This window comes from Aliarcobacter cibarius (assembly GCF_013372265.1).
Lineage (GTDB): Bacteria > Campylobacterota > Campylobacteria > Campylobacterales > Arcobacteraceae > Aliarcobacter > Aliarcobacter cibarius.
The window spans coordinates 1478497-1501793 of sequence record NZ_CP054051.1; the positions used below are offsets into that span (position 1 = coordinate 1478497).

18 protein-coding genes, 2 tRNA genes, 3 rRNA genes, 1 other RNA gene and 1 pseudogene are annotated in these 23297 nt (G+C 29.6%); 3 read left to right on the forward strand and 22 right to left on the reverse strand.

Going from position 1 to position 23297, the window contains the following annotated elements; translation table 11 throughout:
- Positions 1–2: 2 nt before the first annotated feature.
- The 13 genes from ACBT_RS07355 to ACBT_RS07415 form a co-directional block, all read right to left on the reverse strand.
- Positions 3–584 carry an NUDIX domain-containing protein gene (locus tag ACBT_RS07355; RefSeq protein WP_024775148.1) on the reverse strand — a complete coding sequence of 194 codons (582 nt, stop codon included), beginning with the start codon at positions 582–584 and terminating at the stop codon, positions 3–5.
- A 53-nt stretch (positions 585–637) separates the two neighbouring features.
- Entirely contained in the window at positions 638–1855 is a 1218-nt protein-coding gene (locus ACBT_RS07360) for a sensor histidine kinase (protein WP_024775149.1), read from the reverse strand.
- The gene (locus ACBT_RS07365; protein WP_024775150.1) at positions 1803–2459 is read right to left on the reverse strand and encodes a response regulator transcription factor; all 657 of its coding nucleotides are present in this window, start codon (positions 2457–2459) and stop codon (positions 1803–1805) included. The genes ACBT_RS07360 and ACBT_RS07365 overlap by 53 nt, the downstream gene beginning before the upstream one ends.
- Positions 2459–2959 carry a YajQ family cyclic di-GMP-binding protein gene (locus ACBT_RS07370; protein WP_024775151.1) on the reverse strand — a complete coding sequence of 167 codons (501 nt, stop codon included), beginning with the start codon at positions 2957–2959 and terminating at the stop codon, positions 2459–2461. Before ACBT_RS07370 ends, ACBT_RS07365 begins: the two co-directional genes overlap by 1 nt.
- Before the next feature lie 13 nt (positions 2960–2972).
- Complete coding sequence (locus ACBT_RS07375; RefSeq protein ID WP_024775152.1) at positions 2973–3359, reverse strand: DUF423 domain-containing protein; 387 nt, start codon at positions 3357–3359, stop codon at positions 2973–2975.
- A complete protein-coding gene (locus ACBT_RS07380) occupies positions 3356–3817 on the reverse strand; it encodes a phosphoribosyltransferase (protein ID WP_024775153.1) in 462 nt (153 codons plus the stop codon). Before ACBT_RS07380 ends, ACBT_RS07375 begins: the two co-directional genes overlap by 4 nt.
- A 224-nt stretch (positions 3818–4041) precedes the next feature.
- Positions 4042–4157, reverse strand: a 5S ribosomal RNA gene (gene rrf, locus ACBT_RS07385).
- 166 nt (positions 4158–4323) lie between these two features.
- Positions 4324–7237: ribosomal RNA gene (locus ACBT_RS07390) — 23S ribosomal RNA — on the reverse strand.
- Between the two features lie 372 nt (positions 7238–7609).
- Positions 7610–7685 (reverse strand) — tRNA-Ala (locus ACBT_RS07395).
- A 10-nt stretch (positions 7686–7695) separates the two neighbouring features.
- Positions 7696–7772, reverse strand: a tRNA-Ile gene (locus tag ACBT_RS07400).
- A 103-nt stretch (positions 7773–7875) separates the two neighbouring features.
- Positions 7876–9393, reverse strand: a 16S ribosomal RNA gene (locus ACBT_RS07405).
- Together the 16S, 23S and 5S rRNA genes with 2 tRNA genes alongside form the textbook arrangement of a ribosomal RNA operon.
- A 390-nt stretch (positions 9394–9783) precedes the next feature.
- The gene (locus ACBT_RS07410) at positions 9784–10455 is read right to left on the reverse strand and encodes a response regulator transcription factor (RefSeq protein ID WP_024776221.1); all 672 of its coding nucleotides are present in this window, start codon (positions 10453–10455) and stop codon (positions 9784–9786) included.
- Positions 10452–11744, reverse strand: coding sequence for a PAS domain-containing sensor histidine kinase (locus tag ACBT_RS07415; protein WP_024776220.1), 1293 nt, complete (start codon positions 11742–11744; stop codon positions 10452–10454). The genes ACBT_RS07410 and ACBT_RS07415 overlap by 4 nt, the downstream gene beginning before the upstream one ends.
- 223 nt (positions 11745–11967) lie before the next feature.
- Here ACBT_RS07415 and ACBT_RS07420 point away from each other — a divergent pair, with 223 nt between their 5' ends.
- Complete coding sequence (locus ACBT_RS07420) at positions 11968–13110, forward strand: DEAD/DEAH box helicase (RefSeq protein ID WP_235619544.1); 1143 nt, start codon at positions 11968–11970, stop codon at positions 13108–13110.
- Here ACBT_RS07420 and ACBT_RS07425 read toward each other — a convergent pair.
- From ACBT_RS07425 to ACBT_RS07455, 7 genes are read right to left on the reverse strand one after another with little or no spacing between them, the layout of a single operon-like run.
- Positions 13107–14063 (reverse strand): FecCD family ABC transporter permease, encoded by a 957-nt coding sequence (locus tag ACBT_RS07425; RefSeq protein WP_024776217.1) that lies wholly within the window; start codon positions 14061–14063, stop codon positions 13107–13109. The genes ACBT_RS07420 and ACBT_RS07425 overlap by 4 nt on opposite strands.
- Positions 14060–14761, reverse strand: a complete 702-nt coding sequence (locus ACBT_RS07430) for an ATP-binding cassette domain-containing protein (RefSeq protein WP_024776216.1) — start codon at positions 14759–14761, stop codon at positions 14060–14062. The genes ACBT_RS07425 and ACBT_RS07430 overlap by 4 nt, the downstream gene beginning before the upstream one ends.
- Positions 14739–15569 carry an ABC transporter substrate-binding protein gene (locus ACBT_RS07435; protein ID WP_024776215.1) on the reverse strand — a complete coding sequence of 277 codons (831 nt, stop codon included), beginning with the start codon at positions 15567–15569 and terminating at the stop codon, positions 14739–14741. The genes ACBT_RS07430 and ACBT_RS07435 overlap by 23 nt, the downstream gene beginning before the upstream one ends.
- A gap of 1 nt (position 15570) precedes the next feature.
- Positions 15571–17370, reverse strand: coding sequence for a TonB-dependent receptor plug domain-containing protein (locus tag ACBT_RS07440; protein WP_024776214.1), 1800 nt, complete (start codon positions 17368–17370; stop codon positions 15571–15573).
- Positions 17371–17385: 15 nt separating this feature from the next.
- Positions 17386–17556: a hypothetical protein gene (locus ACBT_RS07445; RefSeq protein WP_169729053.1), complete on the reverse strand. Its 171-nt coding sequence runs from the start codon at positions 17554–17556 to the stop codon at positions 17386–17388.
- Positions 17557–17593: 37 nt separating this feature from the next.
- On the reverse strand, positions 17594–18304 hold the full coding sequence (locus ACBT_RS07450) for a sulfite exporter TauE/SafE family protein (RefSeq protein ID WP_024776213.1): 711 nt from the start codon (positions 18302–18304) through the stop codon (positions 17594–17596).
- Positions 18304–18828, reverse strand: coding sequence for an FHA domain-containing protein (locus tag ACBT_RS07455; protein ID WP_024776212.1), 525 nt, complete (start codon positions 18826–18828; stop codon positions 18304–18306). The genes ACBT_RS07450 and ACBT_RS07455 overlap by 1 nt, the downstream gene beginning before the upstream one ends.
- Positions 18829–19119: 291 nt before the next feature.
- Here ACBT_RS07455 and ACBT_RS11835 point away from each other — a divergent pair.
- Positions 19120–19674: pseudogene (locus tag ACBT_RS11835) on the forward strand (HAD family hydrolase); the annotation flags it as partial.
- Positions 19675–19734: 60 nt separating this feature from the next.
- Here ACBT_RS11835 and rnpB read toward each other — a convergent pair.
- An RNA gene (gene rnpB, locus ACBT_RS07465) (RNase P RNA component class A) lies at positions 19735–20057 on the reverse strand.
- 36 nt (positions 20058–20093) lie between these two features.
- Positions 20094–20621: a LolA-like outer membrane lipoprotein chaperone gene (gene lolA / locus ACBT_RS07470; protein ID WP_024776210.1), complete on the reverse strand. Its 528-nt coding sequence runs from the start codon at positions 20619–20621 to the stop codon at positions 20094–20096.
- A 56-nt stretch (positions 20622–20677) separates the two neighbouring features.
- Here lolA and secA point away from each other — a divergent pair, with 56 nt between their 5' ends.
- Positions 20678–23296, forward strand: coding sequence for a preprotein translocase subunit SecA (gene secA / locus ACBT_RS07475; protein WP_024776209.1), 2619 nt, complete (start codon positions 20678–20680; stop codon positions 23294–23296).
- Position 23297: the final 1 nt, after the last annotated feature.

The window sequence follows — 23297 nt, forward strand, 5'->3', positions numbered from 1 at the left end:
CTTTATAATCCTAATTTATCTTTATTTTTCAAAAACCAATAAAGAGAAAACATTAAACCTGGTGTTTTTGCTTTTGATTCATCAAAGAGTAAATCATCTATTTTATTCTCATCTAAAAAGAAAAGTTCAATTTGTTCATCATTTATCCCACCACCATTATGAATTTTCTGACTGTCATTCACAATTGTAAAAAAAAGATGTTGTTTTGCTCCGCTAACTCCAACATTTGTAAAAAATGATGTGATTTTTTTAAGATCTTCAATCTTTACTTTATATCCACACTCTTCATCAATCTCTTCTACCGCTATCTCTTCAATAGACTTATTCTTATCAACTAATCCTGCACAAAGTTCATATGTATATTTAATACTTTTATCATTTAAATACACAGGAATTCTAAACTGTTTTACAAGTAAAAAAGCCTTTTTTTCAACATTATAAAGCAATATTGCTACACTATCATGGCTTCTTACTGCTTCCCACGTTTTTTTAACACCATTCAAAGTAAATTTCACTTTAATAGGCTTTATATAATTTGTCTCTTCTAATTCACCTATTTCTAAATCTTCAATAATATTTATCATTTTATTTCTTATCTTTTCTGTTATTTTAACAAATTATAAATTAATATAGTTTTCTAAATATTTATACAAACATTTGAGAAATCAATAAAAAATTTACTACCTATCTTCTCTTTTGATTCTAAATTTAAAACTAAATTATACTCTTGACAAATAGTATTTACAATATCAAGACCAATTCCAAAACCACCTTCACTATTTTGACCTCTTTTATAACGTAAAAAAATCTCTTTTATCTCATCTTCTTTAATACCTATTCCAAAATCTTCAACCATTAAAATAGAATTATTTAATTCAATATTTATTTTAGAATCTTTTTTACTATATTTTATTGCATTTGAAATAAGATTATTCAAAACTCTTTGAGCTTTAGTTTTATCCATCTTTACAATACAAGTATCCAATTTTTGAATAATTTCTATATTTTTCAAAACTGCAATATCTGTAAAAAAATCTATACTTTCAACTAATAAATCTCTTAAATCAAACGTTATAATATGATTATTCTTAAATTCATTAAATGTTGCAAACTGAATATCATTATATATTTGTGAAATCTGTTTTGAACTACTTGAAATATATTTCATCATTTTTTCAGGATTTTTACCATTTTTTAGCATAGAAACAGAACTTAAAAGAACTGTTATAGGAGTATTTAATTCATGTGCAGAATCTTTTATAAATTTATCCATGTCTAAAACTCTTTTTCTAATAGGTTTTAAAAGTATCAAAGATAGTAAATAACCAATAAATCCTATAAAAATAACACTAAAAACAAGTACACTTATAATTATATATTTTAAATTTATAATATTATTGTATTCTTGACAACTTTCCATTACAATATATTTTATTTCTATTTCATCTTCATTTATTGTTGTAATAAAATAGTTATATTTTGAATTTGAGAAATTTTTCTTTGTAAAATCTATATTAAAATCTTCATCTAAATATGAAAATATGATATTTTTATTTTTATCAAAAAGTGCATATTTTATATCAACATTATCAAGCTTAATTGGTTTAAACTTTTCATTTTTAATATATTTATCTACAATTTCACTCTTTATTTTCATAGATGAGTTGTAAAGTTCCATACTACAACTATTTTTTAGAGATTTTACTTCATTCATATAGTAAATATATATAATTGTACCTAATAAAAAAATAGTAGAAGTTATATAAATAGTTAAAAAACCTAGAAAAGCTTTCTTCTCTTCTTTATTCAAATTTATAACCAACTCCTCTGATTGTACTAATTCTATTTTTACCAATAATTTCTCTTATAGTTTTTATATAAACTCTTATTGTAGCATCACTTGGAGCTTCATTATAATTCCAAATATTTTGAAATAACTCATCATTTGAAATAACTCTTGACTTATGGTTTATAAAATATCTTAAAATGTCTTTCTCTTTTTGTGCAATATTTATAATCTTATCATTTTTAATAATTTGAGAAAGTTCTGGTTTAAAAATAGTGTTATCATCTAAAAAGAAATTATCTTCTTTTAGCAAAAATTCTCTATTTAATTTTGATATTCTAATTTTTAATTCTTCTAAATCAAAAGGTTTTCTAATATAATCATCAGCTCTATTTTCAAAAGCTTTTTTAAGATTACTTATATCATGATATGCTGTTATTATGATTATTGGTATATTATTCTTATATCTATTTCTAAGTTCTATCAATACTTCAAGTCCTGATAAACTTGGAGTATTAATATCTAAAATTGCTAAATCAAATCTATTTTCTATAAGTTTTTCTAGAGCATCTTCACCATTTTCACATGATGTTACTTCGAAATCATTATCACTTAAAAAATCACTCAAAATATCATTTAAGGCTATATCATCTTCAAGAAGTAAAATCTTCATTATTTAAAGTTATCAAATACTAAAGGAGCTTTTAAATCTAAAGTTTTTAAATGTTTCATAATAGTCTGTAAATCATCAATATTCTTTCCAGTGACCCTAATAGTATCTCCTTGATTTAAAGCTGTTACTTTTAATTTAAGATTTTTTATTTCAGTTTGAATTTTTTTTGCTTCATCTTTTTCAATACTATCTATTATTTTATAAGTATATTTTCTATTCCCACCACTACTATCTTCTTTTTTTACCTCTTCTAAGGAGTTAATACTTATACCTCTTTTATTCATTTTTGATATCATAATATCTAACATAGCATCAATTTTATTGTCACTAGCACTCACTAAAGTTAAACTTTTAGCACCAATATTTAAATCTATATCTTTTGAAATACCTTTAAAATCATATCTATTTTCAATCTCTTTTTGTGCTTGAATTACTGCATTTTTCATCTCTTGCATATCAAGCTTTGCTGAAATATCTAAAGAATGTTCTTTTACTGCCATAATAATTTTCTCCTTAATCTTTTAAAATTCCAAAAAATAATAACAAATAAGCAATTATTTGTAAAGTCCCACCAATTGGTGTTATTGCTCCTAGAATTGGCATATTTAAAATTGTAAGCACATATAATGAAACACTAAATATCAAAGTACCTATTACTATTAAATAAAGACTTATTTTTATTTTTCTTGAATTTTCTTTCAAAGAATATATAAATGTTGCAAAAAATAATCCAAATGTATTATAAAATTGATATTCAACACCCGTATGAAATATCCTTAACATATCTGGATCTAATATTTTTTTTAACCCATGTGCTCCAAAAGCTCCAAAAGCTATTGCACTTGCCATAAACAAACTTGCAATAGCTAAAAAATTTTTAACACTTTTACTTAGTATCAATTATTATCCTTTATATCTAAATCTACTTCCCAAAAAAACTCAATCCAAGTATCTGTCTTATTAACTGAATAGTCAGGTTTGATAATAGCTGTATCTTTATAAAACAAAGATGCTACTTTAAATTCAATATTGGGATAGTGAATTTTTAAAATATTTAAAACCTCTTTTACTGTTTTACCACTATCAATAATATCATCTACAACTAAAACTCTTTTAAAACCTGTTAAATTTGGAAAATTAAATATCTCAACCATATCCTTTTGAACTTTTCTATCATAAGAAATTGTATTTATAATAAAAACATTCCTTTTATTTAATGCTTGTGACATAAGATGAGATAGTGTTAATCCACCTCTAGCAATTGCTAAAATTACATCTGCATCAAAATTATTACACATTTGTAACAATTTCATAGTGTCATTTTTAAACATATCGTAACTATAATATAATTTTTTCAATAAAAATCCTTGACAATTTAAGAATTATTATACAAAAGCTTAGGCAATAAAAAGGTTAAAGTAATAAAAAAGTGAAATAAAGAAAGTAATAAGATAAAAAAAAGAGATATTTAGGTGCGAAGTAAGATGCATAGGGATAAATAAATATTAGATAAAAAAAAAGCTTACCTTCAAACACCTAGAATCAGATGTAAAAAGATAAGCTTTTGGGAAAAAACTCAAAGAGCTGGCAGCGACCTACGTTTCCACAAGGGGACCCTGCAGTATTATCGGCGATGAAGTGCTTGACTACCAGGTTCGGAATGGGGCTGGGTATTTCCACTTCTCTTTAACCACCAGCAAATTCGAGTGTTAAAAGCTTGAATAAACTCTTAACACTCAAATTGTGATTTTGAGAATCTAATGTTAAAGTCTTTATTTGTATTTCATATTTGTATCTATATTAATAAACACTAATTAAACATAATAAATATGCTTAATAAGATAGTAAACCAAAGAAAATTGTTTAAAATAAGCCAAACGTTCTATTAGTACTGGTCAGCTAAAGGGCTTACACCCATTACACATCCAGCCTATCAACCAGCTAGTCTTGCTGGGAACTTCAGGGAAAGTTCATCTTAGAGTTGGCTTCGAGCTTAGATGCTTTCAGCTCTTATCACATCCCAACGTGGCTACCCAACGATGCTCTTGGCAGAACAATTGGTACACCAGTGGTTGGTTCATCCCGGTCCTCTCGTACTAGGGACAAATCTCTTCAACTTTCCTACGCCCACGGAAGATAGGGACCGAACTGTCTCACGACGTTCTGAACCCAGCTCGCGTACCGCTTTAAATGGCGAACAGCCATACCCTTGGGACCGACTACAGCCCCAGGATGCGATGAGCCGACATCGAGGTGCCAAACCTCCCCGTCGATGTGAGCTCTTGGGGGAGATCAGCCTGTTATCCCCGGCGTACCTTTTATCCTTTGAGCGATGGCCCTTCCACGCAGAACCACCGGATCACTATGACCGACTTTCGTCTCTGTTCGACTTGTTGGTCTCACAGTCAAGCTAGTTTATGCCATTATACTCAACGATGGATTTCCAACCCATCTGAACTAACCTTTGTAAGCCTCCGTTACTATTTAGGAGGCGACCGCCCCAGTCAAACTACCCACCAGACATTGTCCTGAATGAGGTTAACTCATCGCAGTTAGTAACTCAAATATTCAAGGGTGGTATCTCAAGGATGGCTCCGACTCTACTGGCGTCTAGTCATCATAGCCTCCCACCTATCCTGCACATGAATATCCAAGCTACAGTGTCAAGCTGTAGTAAAGGTGCACGGGGTCTTTCCGTCTTTCCGCGGGTAGGAGGAATTTTCACCTCCACTACAATTTCACTGGATCCCTCTTTGAGACAGCTCCCATCTCGTTACGCCATTCATGCAGGTCAGTATTTAACTGACAAGGAATTTCGCTACCTTAGGACCGTTATAGTTACGGCCGCCGTTTACTCGGGCTTCGATCAAATGCTTCGCTTGCGCTGACATCATCAATTAACCTTCGAGCACCGGGCAGGCGTCACACCTTATACATCCACTTACGTGTTAGCAAAGTGCTGTGTTTTTGGTAAACAGTCGGGAGGGACTCTTTGTTGCAACCTCTTTAGCTTTTTGGAGCAAGTCCATATACCAAAGTAGGCACACCTTATACCGAAGATACGGTGCTAGTTTGCAGAGTTCCTTAAAGAGGGTTCTTCCACGCGCCTTAGAATACTCATCCCACCCACCTGTGTCGGTTTACGGTACGGGCAACATATAATATACTTAGTGGCTTTTCTTGGCACGACAGTATCATCGATTCTCCATCTCCTCCGAAGAGTGTCAAGAGCCTGTAAGATCTCGGTCTAACGTTAAGCGGATTTGCCTACTTAACAACCTACATCCTTCGAGCCACACTTCCATCCGTGACCTCGATTAACTCTATGCGTCCCCACATCGCGCTTATATGTTGGTATTGGAATATTAACCAATTTGCCATCGTCTACCCCTTTCGGACTCGACTTAGGACCCGACTAACCCTACGATGACGAGCATCGCGTAGGAAACCTTGGGTTTTCGGCGAACAGGATTCTCACCTGTTTTAACGCTACTCATGCCTGCATGCTCACTTCTATCCGCTCCAGCACTCCTTACCGGTATACCTTCAACGCTGAATAGAACGCTCTCCTACCACTCAATTAAAAATTGAATCTAAAGCTTCGGTGTACATCTTAGCCCCGTTATATTTTCCGCGCAGAATCACTAGACCAGTGAGCTGTTACGCTTTCTTTAAAGGATGGCTGCTTCTAAGCCAACCTCCTGGTTGTCACAGTAACTCCACATCGTTTTCCACTTAGATGTAACTTAGGGACCTTAGCTGTTAGTCTGGGTTGTTCCCCTCTTGACGACGGATTTTATCACCCACCGCCTGACTCCTGTGATTCCACATATAGTATTCATAGTTTGATAGGGTTTGGTACCGCGGTAAGCAGCCCTAGCCCATTCAGTGCTCTACCCCTATATGCTACAACACAAGGCTATACCTAAATATATTTCGGAGAGAACCAGCTATCACGAAGTTTGATTGGCCTTTCACCCCTATCCACAAGTCATCCCAAGACTTTTCAACGTCAGCGGGTTCGGTCCTCCACTGGCTCTTACACCAGCTTCAACCTGCTCATGGATAGATCACTTCGTTTCGGGTCTGCAGCATCTGACTATGTCGCCCTATTAAGACTCGCTTTCGCTACGGCTTCGCACTTGGCTTAACCTTGCCAGACACCACAACTCGCAGGCTCATTATGCAAAAGGCAGTCCATCACCCTGATAAATCATAGGGCTCTGAATGATTGTAAGCTAATGGTTTCAGGTTCTATTTCACTCTGCTCGCTGCAGTACTTTTCACCTTTCCCTCACGGTACTTGTTCACTATCGATCTGTAAGTAGTATTTAGGATTGGAGGGTGGTCCCCCCAGCTTCAGTCAAAATATCACGTGTTCCGACCTACTCAGGATACTATTAGCGTTATTGAGAATTTTAATTACAGGAGTATCACCTTCTATGCTCTAGCTTTCCAACTAATTCATCTATTCTCTTTAACTACACATTATAGTCCTACAACCCCCAATGCAAGCATTGGGTTTGTCCTAATCCGCGTTCGCTCGCCGCTACTGACGGAATCTCAATTGATTTCTCTTCCTCTGGCTACTGAGATGTTTCACTTCACCAGGTTCGCTCCCCGTAGGGTAATATAATTCTCATTATATTGGGTTGCCCCATTCAGAAATCCCCGGATCAAAGCTCTTTGGCAGCTCCCCGAGGCTTATCGCAGCCTAATACGTCTTTCATCGCCTCTTACAGTCAAGGCATCCACCATTAGCCCTTAATAGCTTATAAACGGAGCCTAAAAAAATCTTACGATTTTATTCAGGTTCCTTTTTTCTTGCCTAAAAATTCTAGTTTAACTAAAACTTCTAAATTTGATAATATTCTTTGGCTACTATCTTATTAAACATATTGTTCAATAATATAGTTGTGTTATCTATAGTTATATTTAATATCTCTATTAAATTTTTTAGATATGAAATTTTTTTATTTAAATTTAAATATCGCTATTCAAATTTACGAAAAAATTTTAAAGACTTTAACATTATATTTTTAAATATCATTTAGAAACCTATTTTATTAAGTTCTAATATAAATCTTATAATCATATTATAAAACTTATATTAAAACTTTAAAAGCTCTTACACTCTTAAGTTTAATAGATGGTGGAGAATAGCGGGATCGAACCGCTGACCTCCTGCGTGCAAAGCAGGCGCTCTCCCAGCTGAGCTAATTCCCCAGATTATTTATGGTGGGCCTATCAGGACTTGAACCTGAGACCTCACGATTATCAGTCGAGCGCTCTAGCCAGCTGAGCTATAGGCCCCTTCACCTATTTTTTCAAATAATCTTTATAAACCGAACATATTATCTTAAATATTCTTTGTTTTTCTGAATAGTTAAGAAACAAATCTTAACTTATTTCTCTGAAAGGAGGTGATCCAACCGCAGGTTCTCCTACGGTTACCTTGTTACGACTTCACCCCAGTCGCTGAATCCACTGTGGAAGGTAGCTACTTTAGCATCCCCGCTTCGAATGAGTTCAACTCCCATGGTGTGACGGGCGGTGAGTACAAGACCCGGGAACGTATTCACCGTAGCATAGCTGATCTACGATTACTAGCGATTCCAACTTCATGTAGTCGAGTTGCAGACTACAATCCGAACTGGGAGATATTTTATAAGATTTGCTCCACGTCACCGTATTGCGGCTCATTGTATATCCCATTGTAGCACGTGTGTAGCCCTGGACGTAAGGGCCATGATGACTTGACGTCGTCCTCACCTTCCTCCTACTTGCGTAGGCAGTCTCCTTAGAGTTCTCAGCCGAACTGTTAGCAACTAAGGACGAGGGTTGCGCTCGTTGCGGGACTTAACCCAACATCTCACGACACGAGCTGACGACAGCCGTGCAGCACCTGTATATAAGTTTCTGCAAGCAGACACCAATCTATCTCTAGAAAGTTCTTACTATGTCAAGTCCAGGTAAGGTTCTTCGTGTATCGTCGAATTAAACCACATGCTCCACCGCTTGTGCGGGTCCCCGTCTATTCCTTTGAGTTTTAATCTTGCGACCGTACTCCCCAGGCGGTACACTTAATGTGTTAACTGCATTACTGCAAGATCAAGTCTCACAACAACTAGTGTACATCGTTTAGGGCGTGGACTACCAGGGTATCTAATCCTGTTTGCTCCCCACGCTTTCGCATCTCAGCGTCAATAATGTTCCAGTAGATCGCCTTCGCAATCGGTATTCCTTCTGATCTCTACGGATTTTACCCCTACACCAGAAATTCCATCTACCTCTCCCACATTCTAGACTAACAGTTTTCAAAGCAGTTCTATAGTTAAGCTATAGGATTTCACTTCAAACTTATTAATCCGCCTACATGCTCTTTACGCCCAGTGATTCCGAGTAACGCTTGCACCCCCCGTATTACCGCGGCTGCTGGCACGGAGTTAGCCGGTGCTTATTCATATAATACCGTCATTATCTTCTTATATAAAAGGAGTTTACGCACCGAAATGTGTCATCCTCCACGCGGCGTTGCTGCATCAGACTTTCGTCCATTGTGCAATATTCCCCACTGCTGCCTCCCGTAGGAGTCTGGACCGTGTCTCAGTTCCAGTGTGACTGATCATCCTCTCAAACCAGTTATGCGTCATTGTCTTGGTAGGCCATTACCCCACCAACTAACTGATACAATACAGGCTAATCTCTTACCAATAAATCTTTCCCTTACTAACTTTAGTTAGTAAGGAGTATAAGGTATTAGCAAACGTTTCCATTTGTTATCCCTTAGTAAGAGGCATATTACCTATACATTACTCACCCGTGCGCCACTTAGCTGACAATTATAGCAAGCTATAACCCGTTCTCGTTCGACTTGCATGTGTTAAGCACGCCGCCAGCGTTCACTCTGAGCCAGGATCAAACTCTCCATAAATTATTGATTAATCTAATTAATCATTATGTAGTGTATGAAACTGACATTTTTGTTTTTTATTACTAAATTACAAAATTATCACTCAAATTTATAGACAAGAATTTGACTTCTTGTTCATTATTTTTTTGTATTGAATATTTAAGATTAACATATTCGGTTTACAAAGATTATTATCTTTACAAACTTACTTCATTTTTTAAAGATCTTAACTTAACCTCTCTCGGTCAAATTGGACGGGAATTATAATAGGATTTTTCTCAGTTGTCAAGAGCTATACGCTTAAATGTCGCTTAAATTTTGGAAATTGTTCTTATTCACTTAATTCATTTCCTAAAAAGACTGTTTATAAAGACTTTTATAACTCTATATTAATCCTAAAATAAATACAAATTAACTTTTTTTATAACCTATTCCTGAAATATTTGTTATTAATTCATCATTTAACTTCTTTTTTAATCTTTTTACTAAATTCTTTAAACCATCTAGAGTAGCTACTTCAGTATAAGATAGTAGTTCATGATAAGAACAAACTTTATTTCTATTCTTTAACAAATATTCAAAAAAAAGTTGCTCTTTTTGAGTTAGGCTTATTTCATTACCTTTATATTTCAAAGATTTCTTATTAAATGAATATGTATAAAATTCATTTACTTCTATTTCATCATTAACTATAATATCAAATTTTTCTAATTCAGTAATTGCCAAATCCAATGCTTGTTTTAAATCTTTTCTATTAACAGGTTTAAAAAGATATTTAGTAAGTCTAAGACTCATGGCTTCGAGTAAAAAAGATTTTTCACTATGAGCTGTTAAAATTATTATTTTTGTCATCAAATCTTTTTCTCTAATTTGTCTAGCAACTTCCAAACCACTTACTTTAGGAATATTTATATCAAGTAATATAATGTGTGGTTTTTCTCTTTTATATACTTCTAGTGCTCTTTCTCCATTACTTGCTTCAAAAACATTTTCATAAAACATTAATAAATACGAAACAAAATTTTCTCTTGATTGTTCTTCATCTTCTACTACTAATATATTATATGGATATTTATTATTCATAGTACCCCTTCTAATTTTATTTTAAATCTTGCACCATCATTTATATTTTCTACACTTAGATCTCCATACAAACTATTTTGTAAAATCATTTTTGCTATGTAAAGACCTACTCCTGTTCCTTTTGATTTATACTTTGTTGTAAAGTAAGGTTCAAATATTCTTTTTATATTTTCTTCTTTTATTCCTAATGCATTATCTTCTACTATAATTGTTAAAATGTTATTTTCCAATATGTTACCAAAAACTATTTTTGGATTTGATATTTTGTTTAAAACCAATGCATCAATTGCATTATTTATTAAAACTAAAAGAACTTGTTGTAACTCCTCTTTTTGTCCATTTATTTCTAAATCTTTATTTATATTATCAACAATTTCTATTTTATGAAAATCTATTTGCCCTTTTACAATATTTAAAGATTTATGCAATGCATCGGATATCTTGAAAAGTGTTTTATGTTTATTTGGTTTAAAAAAGTTCTGAAAATCATCTATTGTATGGGATAAATAACTTGTAAGTTCTTCTATTTCAGATATTTTTTCTTCAACAACATCATTCATACAATTTTTTTTATTCAAGTATACATCTAAAAGCATTAGCGTAGAGTTTATTTGAGAGAGTGGTTGCCTCCATTGATGTGCAATATTTTGTATCATTTCTCCCATTTGAACAAGCTTACTCTGTTCCATTATCAATGCTTGTTGTTTTGTACTTTTTTCTATTTCACTTTTTATTCTTTTTTCCAAACTATTATTTAAAATTTCTAATTCGTTTTTTGCAAATTCTAGAGTTAAAGTATTCTGTTCTAATAATTTTTCATTTTCTTTTTGTTCTGTAATATCGTATCCCATATGAATTAACTCTCCATTTGGTAATCTTATATTTGCCCATTTTACAACAAGATTTTTACCATCTTTTCTTTTTGGAAACCATACTTTATATTCTTTACTCTCTTTCGTTAAATCTTCAAGAACTTGATTTTGTATATTTTCATCATCATAAAATAAAGAAATTGGCTTTTTATGTTCTTGTAACTCATTAAGTGTCCAACCAAAAACCTTTTCACACTCTTTATTCCACAAAATAACTTTTCCATTTTCATCAAAAGCATCTAATAAAACTGGTGCAATATCAAAAAGAACTCTATATTTTTCTTCACTTAATTCAAGTTTTTCTTGTACATCATTTTTCTTCTTAGTTTCATCTTTTAATTTAATTATCCAGCAAATTAAAATTATAATAACTATTATAAATATAAAAGTAAATGAAATAAAAAATTCTCTTTCCATAATAAACTTTCTTATAAAATTTTTAACATTATAATGAAATTCAAATCTAATTTCAATTTAGATATAATTTAAACATATTTAAACAAAAGGATTTTTCATAAAAACTTTTCAGAACTTAAAATTAGATGAAAATATTTTAAAAGCAATTAATGATTTAGGATACGTAAATCCTACACCTATTCAGGAAAAAGCAATACCAATTGCTTTAAAAAGAAGAGACATAATAGGAGTTGCTAAAAGTGGAACAGGAAAAAGTTGTGCATTTTTAATTCCTATTCTAGAAGATTTAGTAAAAGAGAAAAATAAAAATAGTGTTTTAAGAGCTTTAATTTTAGTTCCAACAAGAGAATTAGCAAAACAAATAGTAAATGCCATAGATGATTATTCTAAATATTTAGATATTAAAAGAGTTGCTATATTTGGTGGAATTTCAAGTAAAGAACAAGAAAAAAAACTAGCAAATGGAGTTGATATCGTTGTTGCTACAACAGGAAGATTATTAGAACATTTAAAAAATAATACTATAAATTTATCGAGTGTTTCAAGTGTTGTTATTGACGAACTTGATACTATGCTTGATATGGGTTTTCTAGAAGAAGTTGAGAAAATATTACCACATATTGGGAAAAATAGACAAATTTCAATGTTTAGTGCAACTATAAATTCAACTGTAAAAAAATTAGCTAAAGAATTTTTAACAGATCCTGTTGTTATTGAAGTTACAAATCAAAGAGATCATGTAGAAAAAATCGAACACCAAATAATACTTGTAGATGAAGATAAAAAAACTGAGCTTTTATCTTTTTTAATTGGTTCAAAAAATATATCTCAAGCCTTAGTTTTTGTAAATAAAAAATTAGAAGCTGATAGCTTAGTAGAAAACTTGAATCTTGATGGATTAAAAGCTTCTTGTATTCATGGTGACATAAGACAAAGTAGCCGTGCATTAGCTTTAAGAAAATTTAAAGAGAAAGAATTAAGAGTTTTAGTTTGTACAGATATTGCAGCTAGAGGAATTGATATAGAAAATCTTCCTTGTGTAATAAATTTTGCTTTACCTGAAACAATAAATGATTTTACGCATAGAGTTGGAAGAACAGCTAGAGCTGGAAATGATGGAACTGCTATTACTCTTTTAAGTGTAAAAGATTATAAATTTATGAGCGAAATTGAAAAAGAATTAATGCTTAAAATTCCAAGAGAAGAATTAAAAGGTTTTGAAACAAAAGAGAAAAAACCAAGAGCAAAACAACCAAAACCAAAATCGCTTAAAGATAAAAAAATCCTATCAAAAAAAAGACAAACAGAAGATAAACCAAAAGCTTCAAAATCTACTAAAAAAAGAAAAGTTACAAAAAGAGGTTAAACCTCTTTTTTTCTTATCAATAAATAAACAAAAAACGGTGCGCCTATAAAAGAAGTTACAACTCCTATTGGAAGAGCTGAAGCCGTTGGTAAAATTCTTGAAATCAAATCACAAGCTGCTAAAAATACCCCTCCAAAAAATAGTGTCGGAATAAATAACTTTGTTGCACTCTTTTTATAAATTAGTTTTACTATATGAGGTATTACTAACCCTACAAAACCTATAGGACCTGTAAAACTTATACAAATTCCAACACAAATTGTAATAAATATCAAAATAGTTAAAATTGTTTTATCAACATTCAAACCTTTTAAAAATGCAACATCATTTGAAATAAGAAGTAAATTTATGCTATTTTTAATCCTAAAAATAAATATAAACACAAAAAAAACTGTAAATCCAACAATTAAAGTTGGAATAAATCCAACAGTATCCAAGCTTCCTAGAGTAAATCTTACAATACTATAATTTTCTTGTAGATTACTAATAAAAAATATTAACATCAAAGCTGAACTGTAAAAATATGATAATGCGATACCTATTAAAAGCATTGAATTTGTAGAATTTATGAGTGATTTCTTATTTAGCCTCTTTGAAATCAAAAATAATATTAATATTGTTATTAATGAACCTAGAATAGATGAAAAGAAAAGAGGAATAAGAGGAAAAAAAACTATTGAAATAGCTGAAAAAAGAGTCGTTCCACTTGCAATTCCTAAAGTATAAGGAGTGATTAACTCATTTTTAAAAACTATTTGAAATACCAAACCACTAATTGCTAAAATTGAACCAACAAAAAAAGCCAAAATAACTCTAGGAACTCTCAAATCCCAAAAAACCATAGACATACTATCATCTAAACTAAATATTTGATTTAAAGATATATTTATTTCTCCTAGAAAAGGAGATATAAATATAATTAGAAAAGATAAAATATATATAAATATTTTCATAAATCAAGTACCAAATGTGAATTTATAAGTTTTACACTTTCATTGTAGTATTTATTTAAATTTTCTTGAGTAAAAAATTTATCATGAGAATCAAAAAACTTTAAATTACCTTTCTCTAAAAATAGTACTTTAAAATCTTTTAAAGCATAAGCAAAATCTAAATTATGAGTGATAATAATTTTTTGTTTTAAAAAGTTTGAATTTAAAATGCCAAAAACCTCTTTTAATCTGTTTAAATCTAAATTTGCTGTTAGTTCATCAAATATTGTAATTTGTGCATCATGTAAAATTGCACTAGCCAATTGTAAAAGTTGTTGTTCTCCTGAACTAAGATTAGAACAATAACTATCTTTTAAATCTTCAAATTTTAACAAAGATATAATACTTTTTATCTCTTTATTGTTTTTTTCTTCAATACAAGAGAGTTTCAAAAATTCAAAAACAGTTAAATAATCATCAAAAACTTCAAAACGACTAGGAATATAGTTTATTAATTTTGCTCTTTTAAAAGAATCAAGTTCTTTTATATTCTGTTTTCTAAAAAATAAATTAGAACTATCTATTAAATTTGATAAAACTTTTGCTAATGTAGATTTACCTGCACCATTTTCACCTAAAATAAGCAAATTTTCTTTTTCTTCTAAAACAAAAGAAATATCTTTTAAAATAAAATTATTATAATTTTTTAGCTCTAACATCTTCTAAAATACCTTTAAAATCATCTATAAAATATCTTATTCTATGACTTGGAATACCTGAGTACAGTTTATCTATTATATAAATGTTTTTTTGCTTACTTGCATTTGTTGGAAGTTTTTCCCACATATTTATATACTTTTCTTGAGTTATTTTATCATTTTCTAAAAACGGAGCCAATAATATAATAATATCAGGATTTAAAGTAATTAATTTCTCACTATTAATTGAAGGTTGAGATTTTAAACTTGATTGATATGCATTTATGTTGTTACTAGCTTTTATAATATCTTCAAAATATACAAAATTTCCTGCTACAAAAATCTGATTTGATAAACTATTTTGTGGACTAATAACTATTAAAACCTTTTTATTTTCTACAATATTTTTTAAAGATTCTAAACTATGTTCTATTTCATTATTTAGTTTTTTTGCTTCTTCATTTTTATTAAAAACATCACCTAAATCTTCTATTGTGCATTTAATATCTTCTAAACTATTTGTCTTATAAACCAAAGTTTTAAAATTTAAATCTTTTAAACTTTGGTTTAATTTTTTATCATAATCTTGATTCAATATAATTGTTGGATTCAAATTTACAACTTTTTCCAAACTAACACTACCATATCCCCCTACTTTTTGGATATTTTTTGATTCAACAGGAAAATCACAAAACTCTGTATTTGCAATAATTTTATCACCTAGATTAAGAGCAAAAGCTATCTCATTTATTGCTGGACTTAAAGTTATAATTCTCTCATTTGCATTTAAAAAATTTATAAAAAGTAGAAAATATAGTAGTTTTTTCATTTTAGAAACTAGCCTTTAAACCTAAATATGCAGCTCTTTGACTTGTTGCATAACCATCAACAACTTGATAATCTTTGTCAAAAATATTATCAAGTTTTACATAAGTTGAAAAAGTTTTATTTATATCATAATCAACAACTGCATTCCATATTGTGTAATTTCCAGTTTTTGCACCTTGTTGATCAATTCTATCATATCTTGTACCTACATATTCACCATTTACATTAAAATGGAAATCTTTTAGACCATAATAATCAACTCCAAAACCAACTTTATTTTTAGCTCTTTTTGCTAAATATTCATCTTTATCATTTTTAGCACTTAAATTTGTATAATTAAAATTTAGTAGAACATCTTGTGTAATATAGTTTTTATAAGCAATCTCAACACCTTTAATCTTACTTTTTCCTTCTATATTATTGTAAGCTCCATCCCAAGATTGTGGTATAGTTACCCAGTCTATCATATTTTCAACTTTATTATTGAAATAAGTAATAGATAAACCTTTATACTCAATTCCTAAATCATAAGATTTTGTTTTTTCTGGATTTAAATCAGGATTAGCACCCCATTGACCAAAAAGTTGACTGATAGTTGGCACATTATAACCTGTTCCATAATTTGAACTAACATTTAATTCATCAATAATGTATTGTTTAATTCCTATTTTTCCAGTAGTTTTATTTTCAAAATCACTGTACTTATCATACCTTAAAGCTTGTGTGAATATAGTATTATCATCAAAAAACTTATTTGTATTTGTTATAAAAATACCTTTGTTATTATATTCATCCAACACATCTTTTTTAGTTTCAAACTTTTTATAATCTCCACCAATAGTTAAATTTGAAGAGTTTAAATAATCAATACTTGTATTTACTCCATACTCTTCTACATTACCTTCATATTCTCCAAAGGAATATTCTCTTTTTATATCTGTATAATTTGTATAAACTTTTGTAAGGGCTATATCATTTTTATTTTCATAGGTAAGATTTGCTAGATATGTTTTAGTTTTAGCTTGACTAGCTTTATCATCTGGAAAATTGTCATAATCAACTTTTGTATCAATTATTTCATAAGAAGTTGAAACTCTATTATTTTCATCAAAGTTATATCCTAATTTAAGATTTGCAGTTGTATTTTCATATCCATCATCTTCATATTTGCTTAACTTCTCATCTTTTGGAACTTTAGCTGAAAAACCATCTGTATCAACTCTAGTTGCACTTAATTTTGCATCAAAATTTTTATCTTTGTGTGATATATTTGCTTTTGCAGTTTTACTATTATATCTTCCATATTCAACAGTTGCATTTCCATGTGTTCCATCTTTTGCAGATTTTGTAATAATATTTATAACACCTGCACTTGCATCTGCTCCCCAAATACTACTTTGAGCTCCTTTTATAACTTCAATTCTTTCTATATCATTTATCATAAGATGCTCAAAATTTGCAGTTCCATTAGGACTTGTAATATCATTATATCTTACACCATCTATTAAAACTAAAGTTCTATGAGAATCCATTCCTCTTAGAAAAAGAGAAGTTTGTTGACCTATTCCACCACTTGGTGATACTTGAATTCCAGGAATTGTCTGTAAAGCTTCAGAAACTGTCTTAAATTTTCTATCTTCAATTTCTTGAGCAGTTATAACATCAACATTGGCCGTTACATCTCGTAATTTTTGTTCAGATTTTGTAGCACTTGTAATAGAAATTTCTTCTAAAGTAGTTTGTGAGTATAAATTTGTTGCTATTAAAAAGCTTGCAACTAAGCTTATTTTTGTTTTTTTCATTTTTGACCTTATATTTTATAAATTGTTTGTTGAATATTGTTTGATTGGTTTTAGTTCAGTTTTTATTAAACTATTTTTTATATCTGGTAATTTTTCTAAATAGTTCTCAAATTTTGAGTAAAACATATTAAGTTTTGCATTTGATGTTGCCATTAAAATACCAAAAAAGCTAAAATATCTTTTCATTTTTTCCTCCTTTACAAAATTTAATTAATAATTTTTATTATATGTGACAATTCAATATTGATTTTGTTGGATCAACTATATATTCATAACCTTGATAAGCTATATATATTCCAAAAATAATCACTAAAATAGAAGCAATTCTTATAAAAGTATCTCTAAGATTTGATTGTTTGAACAAACCTATAAAAAATCCTAAAAAGAATAGTGCTGGGATTGTACTAATTCCAAAAATAAACATAACAACAGCACCCCAAAAAGCACTTCCTGTACTAGCAGCTGTAATTGCAAAAACATACACAAAACCACATGGTAAAAGACCATTTAAAAGTCCCAAAAGATAAAAACTAAATAAAGAATTACTACCCAAAAGAGCTTTAAAATTTTTTTGATAAAAACTTGATTTTGAACAAGTTTGCTCTAAAAATGATAAAAATTTAACTTTTCCCAAAAGAGAAAATCCAACTAGAATCATCATAAGACCAGTAATTAAAAGCATTACACCACTTGTTATATTGGAAAAACTAACAACTCCTCCAACAAAACCAAATATTGCTCCTAAAAGTGTATAAGTTGTAACTCTCCCAAATGAATATAAAAGATGAGCTACACTTTGTGTAACTTTGTTATATTCACTTTTTATTTTTGTGCTTGAATACGCTACAACAATTCCTCCACACATTCCTATACAGTGTCCAAAAGAACCTAAAAGCGCAATAGTTATAATTGAAATTACACTAATTGCTTCCACTATTTATGCTCACTATGATTATCATGATTGTGTTGTTTAAAATTTGGATTAGCTAAAGTCTCTTTTCTTAAAACTTTTAAAAGCATCTCATCAAAACTTATAAAATTTTCACTACTATTTTCATAAGCACCAAACCCGAATTTCATTGGTGTTTCTTCGTTTGTACTAAAAAAAGCATCTTTTGCTTCAATATATCTTTTACTATCTTTCGTCATAACAAAAATTTTAATACTATTTTTAAATTTATTATCTTTAGAATTTAACCAATTTCCTAGCCCTCCATGATCATGAAAAAACCAAGTTTTTCCATCAATAGATACAACTTGTGAAGCAAAAGTTAAATCATTTATAACCATTCCACAATCACTATCTTGATATTTTCCTAAAACTATTTCTAAAGGTACTTGAGAAATATTTCCTTCTTTAACAACAACCATTTTTTGTTGTTTTGCCATAGATATAAATATTATTAAAATAATTGAAGCTATTAAAACTATAGTTAATATTGGTAAAAGTTTTTTCATATTATATTCTCCAAAATAAAGACAGATTGTATCTTTTTTGGCATAAAAAAAGGCTTTACAGAGGGAAAAACTGTAAAGCCCGTATAATTAATTTATTTCAAAAAAAGTATAGGATACTATTAAAAATTGTATTTAGTAGTAGGAGGATTCAATACAAATATCCTATGAGTGAAATTATAAATTATCTAACTTTAAAATAAGATAAAATTTGTCTTATTTTAATTAACTTTTTGCTAATTTTAAAATTATATAATTCTAATATTAATTTTTTAAAGGCATTTTTTTATGAATATGATTATTTTTGATATGGATGGAACTCTTATAAATAGTGGTTATGCAATAGCAAACACCGTAAATTATGTAAGAGAAAATTTGGGTTTAGAAACATTAGAGAGAGATTTTATTTTAGAAAATATAAATGACATAAATGTAAACAGTGCAGAATTTTTTTATAATAGAAAAGTTTTTACTCCTGAAATAAAAGAGTTATTTGAAGATTATTATAGTAAAAATTGTTTGGTAGACTTACATATTTATGATGGTATTAAAAAACTTTTAGATAATTTTAAAAGCGATTTTAAATATTGTATTGCAACAAATGCAAACTCTGAATATGCTAGAAAAATGTTAAATCATTTAGAAATTGAAAACTATTTTTCTTCAATTGTAGGATACAACGATGTTGAAAAACCAAAACCAAATCCTGATATGGTAAATATATTATTAGATAAATATAGTATAAAAAAACAAAATGCTCAACTTGTAGGTGATTCAAATAAAGATATCATGGCTGCAACAAATGCAGGTATTGAAGGTATTCTAGTAAATTGGGGATTCTCAAATTATAACGATGCTTTAAACAGTGTTGAAGAATTAGAGAAAAAAATCATCGAAAAGTTTTATAATATAATAGGTAAACAATAAGCCGCGTTTTGTCAAGGACAATAATTTATCTAGGCGTTAAATCACTTTAACGCTCTTGCGAAGACCAAAAAATGTGAAGTAAATACCAGATCTTCTTGCTGCAGGTTGGGTTTACAAAGCCAAAAAAGTTACTTTTTTTGCTGGTGAGCTCTTACCTCACCGTTTCACCATCACCAATAAAATTGGCTGTCTACTCTCTGTTGCACTATCCCTTAGATTACTCTAGCCATTATTTAAATGGAACCACACTTCACAGCAGCCCGGACTTTCCTCTTGAAATATCAAGCTATTGTCTTGTTTACCTAAGCTAAAATTATAGCTACTTTTTCTTAAACTACTTTTTACTTTCTAATAACATCATAATTGCTAGGAATTATAAATTTAAATATTTCATCAGAAATTTCACCATTTTGAACAATATTTAAGAAATTAATTGCAACCTGATTATCTAACTCATCTTTGTATGTAATTTTTGAAACTTTATCAGCACTTGCTTTGATATTATATTTTATTCCATTTATTGTAGAAACATAATTTTCATTATCAATTTTTTTTGCTTCATTTAAAAGTTTAATAATATTAATTTCATTATCAAGTTTTGTAAAAATAGCTTGCTCTAACTCAGGTTCATCTACAATAGCCATATTATTATCAATGTATACATTCTTTTTAATTGGTGTTTCATATTGCCATAATATTTTTCCACTTTTTTTGATAAAAACCTTACCGTTGTACTCAATAACGCTTTTTGAATCAGATGTTATAGTCTGTTTAAAATTTCCAAAAAAACTATCCAAATTTTTAATATCACTTGCATTTAATAAAGCTAATGCTAAAAAACTAAAAACAAAAAAAACTCTATAAAACATTTTTAACCTTTTTTTCTATATAATCTTTCTCATTATAACGAAAAGGAACTAATTTTATGTTAAATGTTTTTTCAAAAGTTTTTGGCACAAGAAATGATAGAATAGTAAACAAATATAGAAAAAGAGCAAATGAAATAACTCTTTTAGAGAAAAGGTATCAAGAACTAAGTGATGATGAACTAAAAAGTGAATTTAATAAATTAAAAACTTCTGTACAAAACAAAGAAAAATCATTAGACGATGTTTTAAATGAATCATTTGCAATTACAAGAGAAGCTTCAAAAAGAGTTTTAAATATGAGACCATACGATGTTCAGCTTATTGGAGCGATGGTCTTAAATGATGGAAGAATTGCAGAGATGAAAACAGGTGAAGGAAAAACTCTAGTTGGTTCTATTGCAGTTTGTTTAAATGCACTAACGGGAAAAGGTGTACATGTTGTAACTGTAAATGATTATTTAGCATCTAGAGATGCAAATGAATTAAAACCTTTATATGAATTTTTAGGTTTCAGCGTTGGTGCTTTAACTGATTCAATCAGAGATGATAAAGAGAGAAGAGAACAATATAATTGTGATATAACTTATGCAACAAATAGCTCTTTAGGATTTGATTATCTAAGAGATAACATGGTTTATGATTTAAAAGATAAAGTTCAAAGAGGTCATAACTTTGTAATAGTTGATGAAGTTGACTCTATCTTAATTGACGAAGCAAGAACACCACTTATTATTAGTGGTCCAACAAACCACAAAAACTCTAACTATGTGAAAGCAAATGAAATAGCTTTAAAACTAGTTAGAGGAGAAATGATTGAACCTAAAAATCCTGCTGATAAACCAATAACGACAGGTGATTTTATAGTAGATGAGAAAAATAGATCTGTTGTTTTAACTGAGCAAGGACATGAACAAGCTGAACTTTTGTTTGGAGTTGAGAATCTATACTCTATTGAAAATGCAATGCTTTCTCATTCTCTTGATCAAGCTTTAAAAGCAAACTATATTTTTCAAAAAGATGTTGATTATGTTGTAAAAGATGATCAAATCATTATCGTTGATGAGTTTACAGGAAGACTTAGTGAGGGAAGAAGATTTAGTGAAGGTCTACACCAAGCACTTGAAGCAAAAGAAAAAGTTGCTATCCAAGATGAAAGTCAAACTCTAGCAGATACTACATACCAAAACTATTTTAGAATGTATGAAAAGCTTTCAGGAATGACAGGTACTGCTCAAACTGAAGCAACAGAATTTGCACAAATTTATAATTTAGATGTTGTATCAATACCTACAAATTTAAAAGTTCAAAGAGTTGATAGAAGTGATTTAATTTATAAAACTGAAAGAGAAAAATTTGAAGCAGTTTGTAAAAAAATAAAAGAATACCATGAGAAAGGGCAACCTGTTCTAGTAGGAACTGCTAGTATAGAAAAAAGTGAACAACTGCATAAAATTTTAGCTGAAAAAAAAATACCTCATACTGTATTAAATGCAAAACAACATGAAAAAGAAGGAAAAATCATTGCTGATGCAGGACAAAAAGGTGCTGTAACAATTGCTACAAATATGGCAGGAAGAGGTGTTGATATTAAATTAACTCAAGAAATCTTAGCTCTTGGTGGTTTAGCAATTATTGGTACAGAAAGACATGAAAGTAGAAGAATTGATAATCAGCTTAGAGGAAGAAGTGGAAGACAAGGAGATGTTGGAGAATCACAATTTTATCTATCTTTAGAAGATAATCTTTTAAGAATTTTTGGAAGTGATAAAATAAAAAGAATCATGGAAAGACTTGGTATTAAAGATGGTGAATACATAGAGTCGAAAATGGTTACAAGAGCTGTTGAAAATGCTCAAAAGAAAGTTGAATCAATGCACTTTGAAAGTAGAAAACATCTTTTAGAATATGATGATGTAGCAAATGAACAAAGAAAAGTTATTTATGCTTTTAGAAATGATTTATTAAAAGAAGATTATAACATTGGTTCAAAAATAGATGAAAATAGAGTTGATTATGTACAAAATCTTCTATCTCATGCAAATATTTTCCAAGGAATGAGTGAAGAAGAATTTAATTATAAAGAAATTGTTGCAAAATTCAAAGAAGAACTTCACTTTATAATTGAAGAAAAAGATATAAAAAGTGAAGACTATGACTCTTTAGAAAATAGATTAATTACTATTTTAAAAGATGTTTATGAACAAAAAATGAGTGTAGTTGATACAAAACAAAGAAGTGAAATAGAAAGAATATTATATCTTCAAATTTTAGACAATGCTTGGAGAGAACACTTATATTCAATGGATACTTTAAAAACTGGTATTGGACTTAGAGGTTACAACCAAAAAGATCCTCTTGTTGAGTATAAAAAAGAGTCTTACAATATGTTTGTTGAATTAGTTTCTAACATTAAATTAGAAATTATTAAAATACTTTTTGCTGTACAGCTTCAAAGTAAGGAAGATAAAGAAAAAGAGCAAGAAGCTTTAAATAGAATGAAAGCTTCTATGGAAAAAGCAACAGAACATCAAACAACAAATAAAGCAAGAGAAGCTGTTTTAAACAGTGATAAAAAAATTGCAAGAAATGATCCTTGCCCTTGTGGAAGTGGTTTAAAATATAAACAATGTTGTGGAAAAAGTGGTCCAAAAATAGGACTTGCAGCAGGAAATTAAT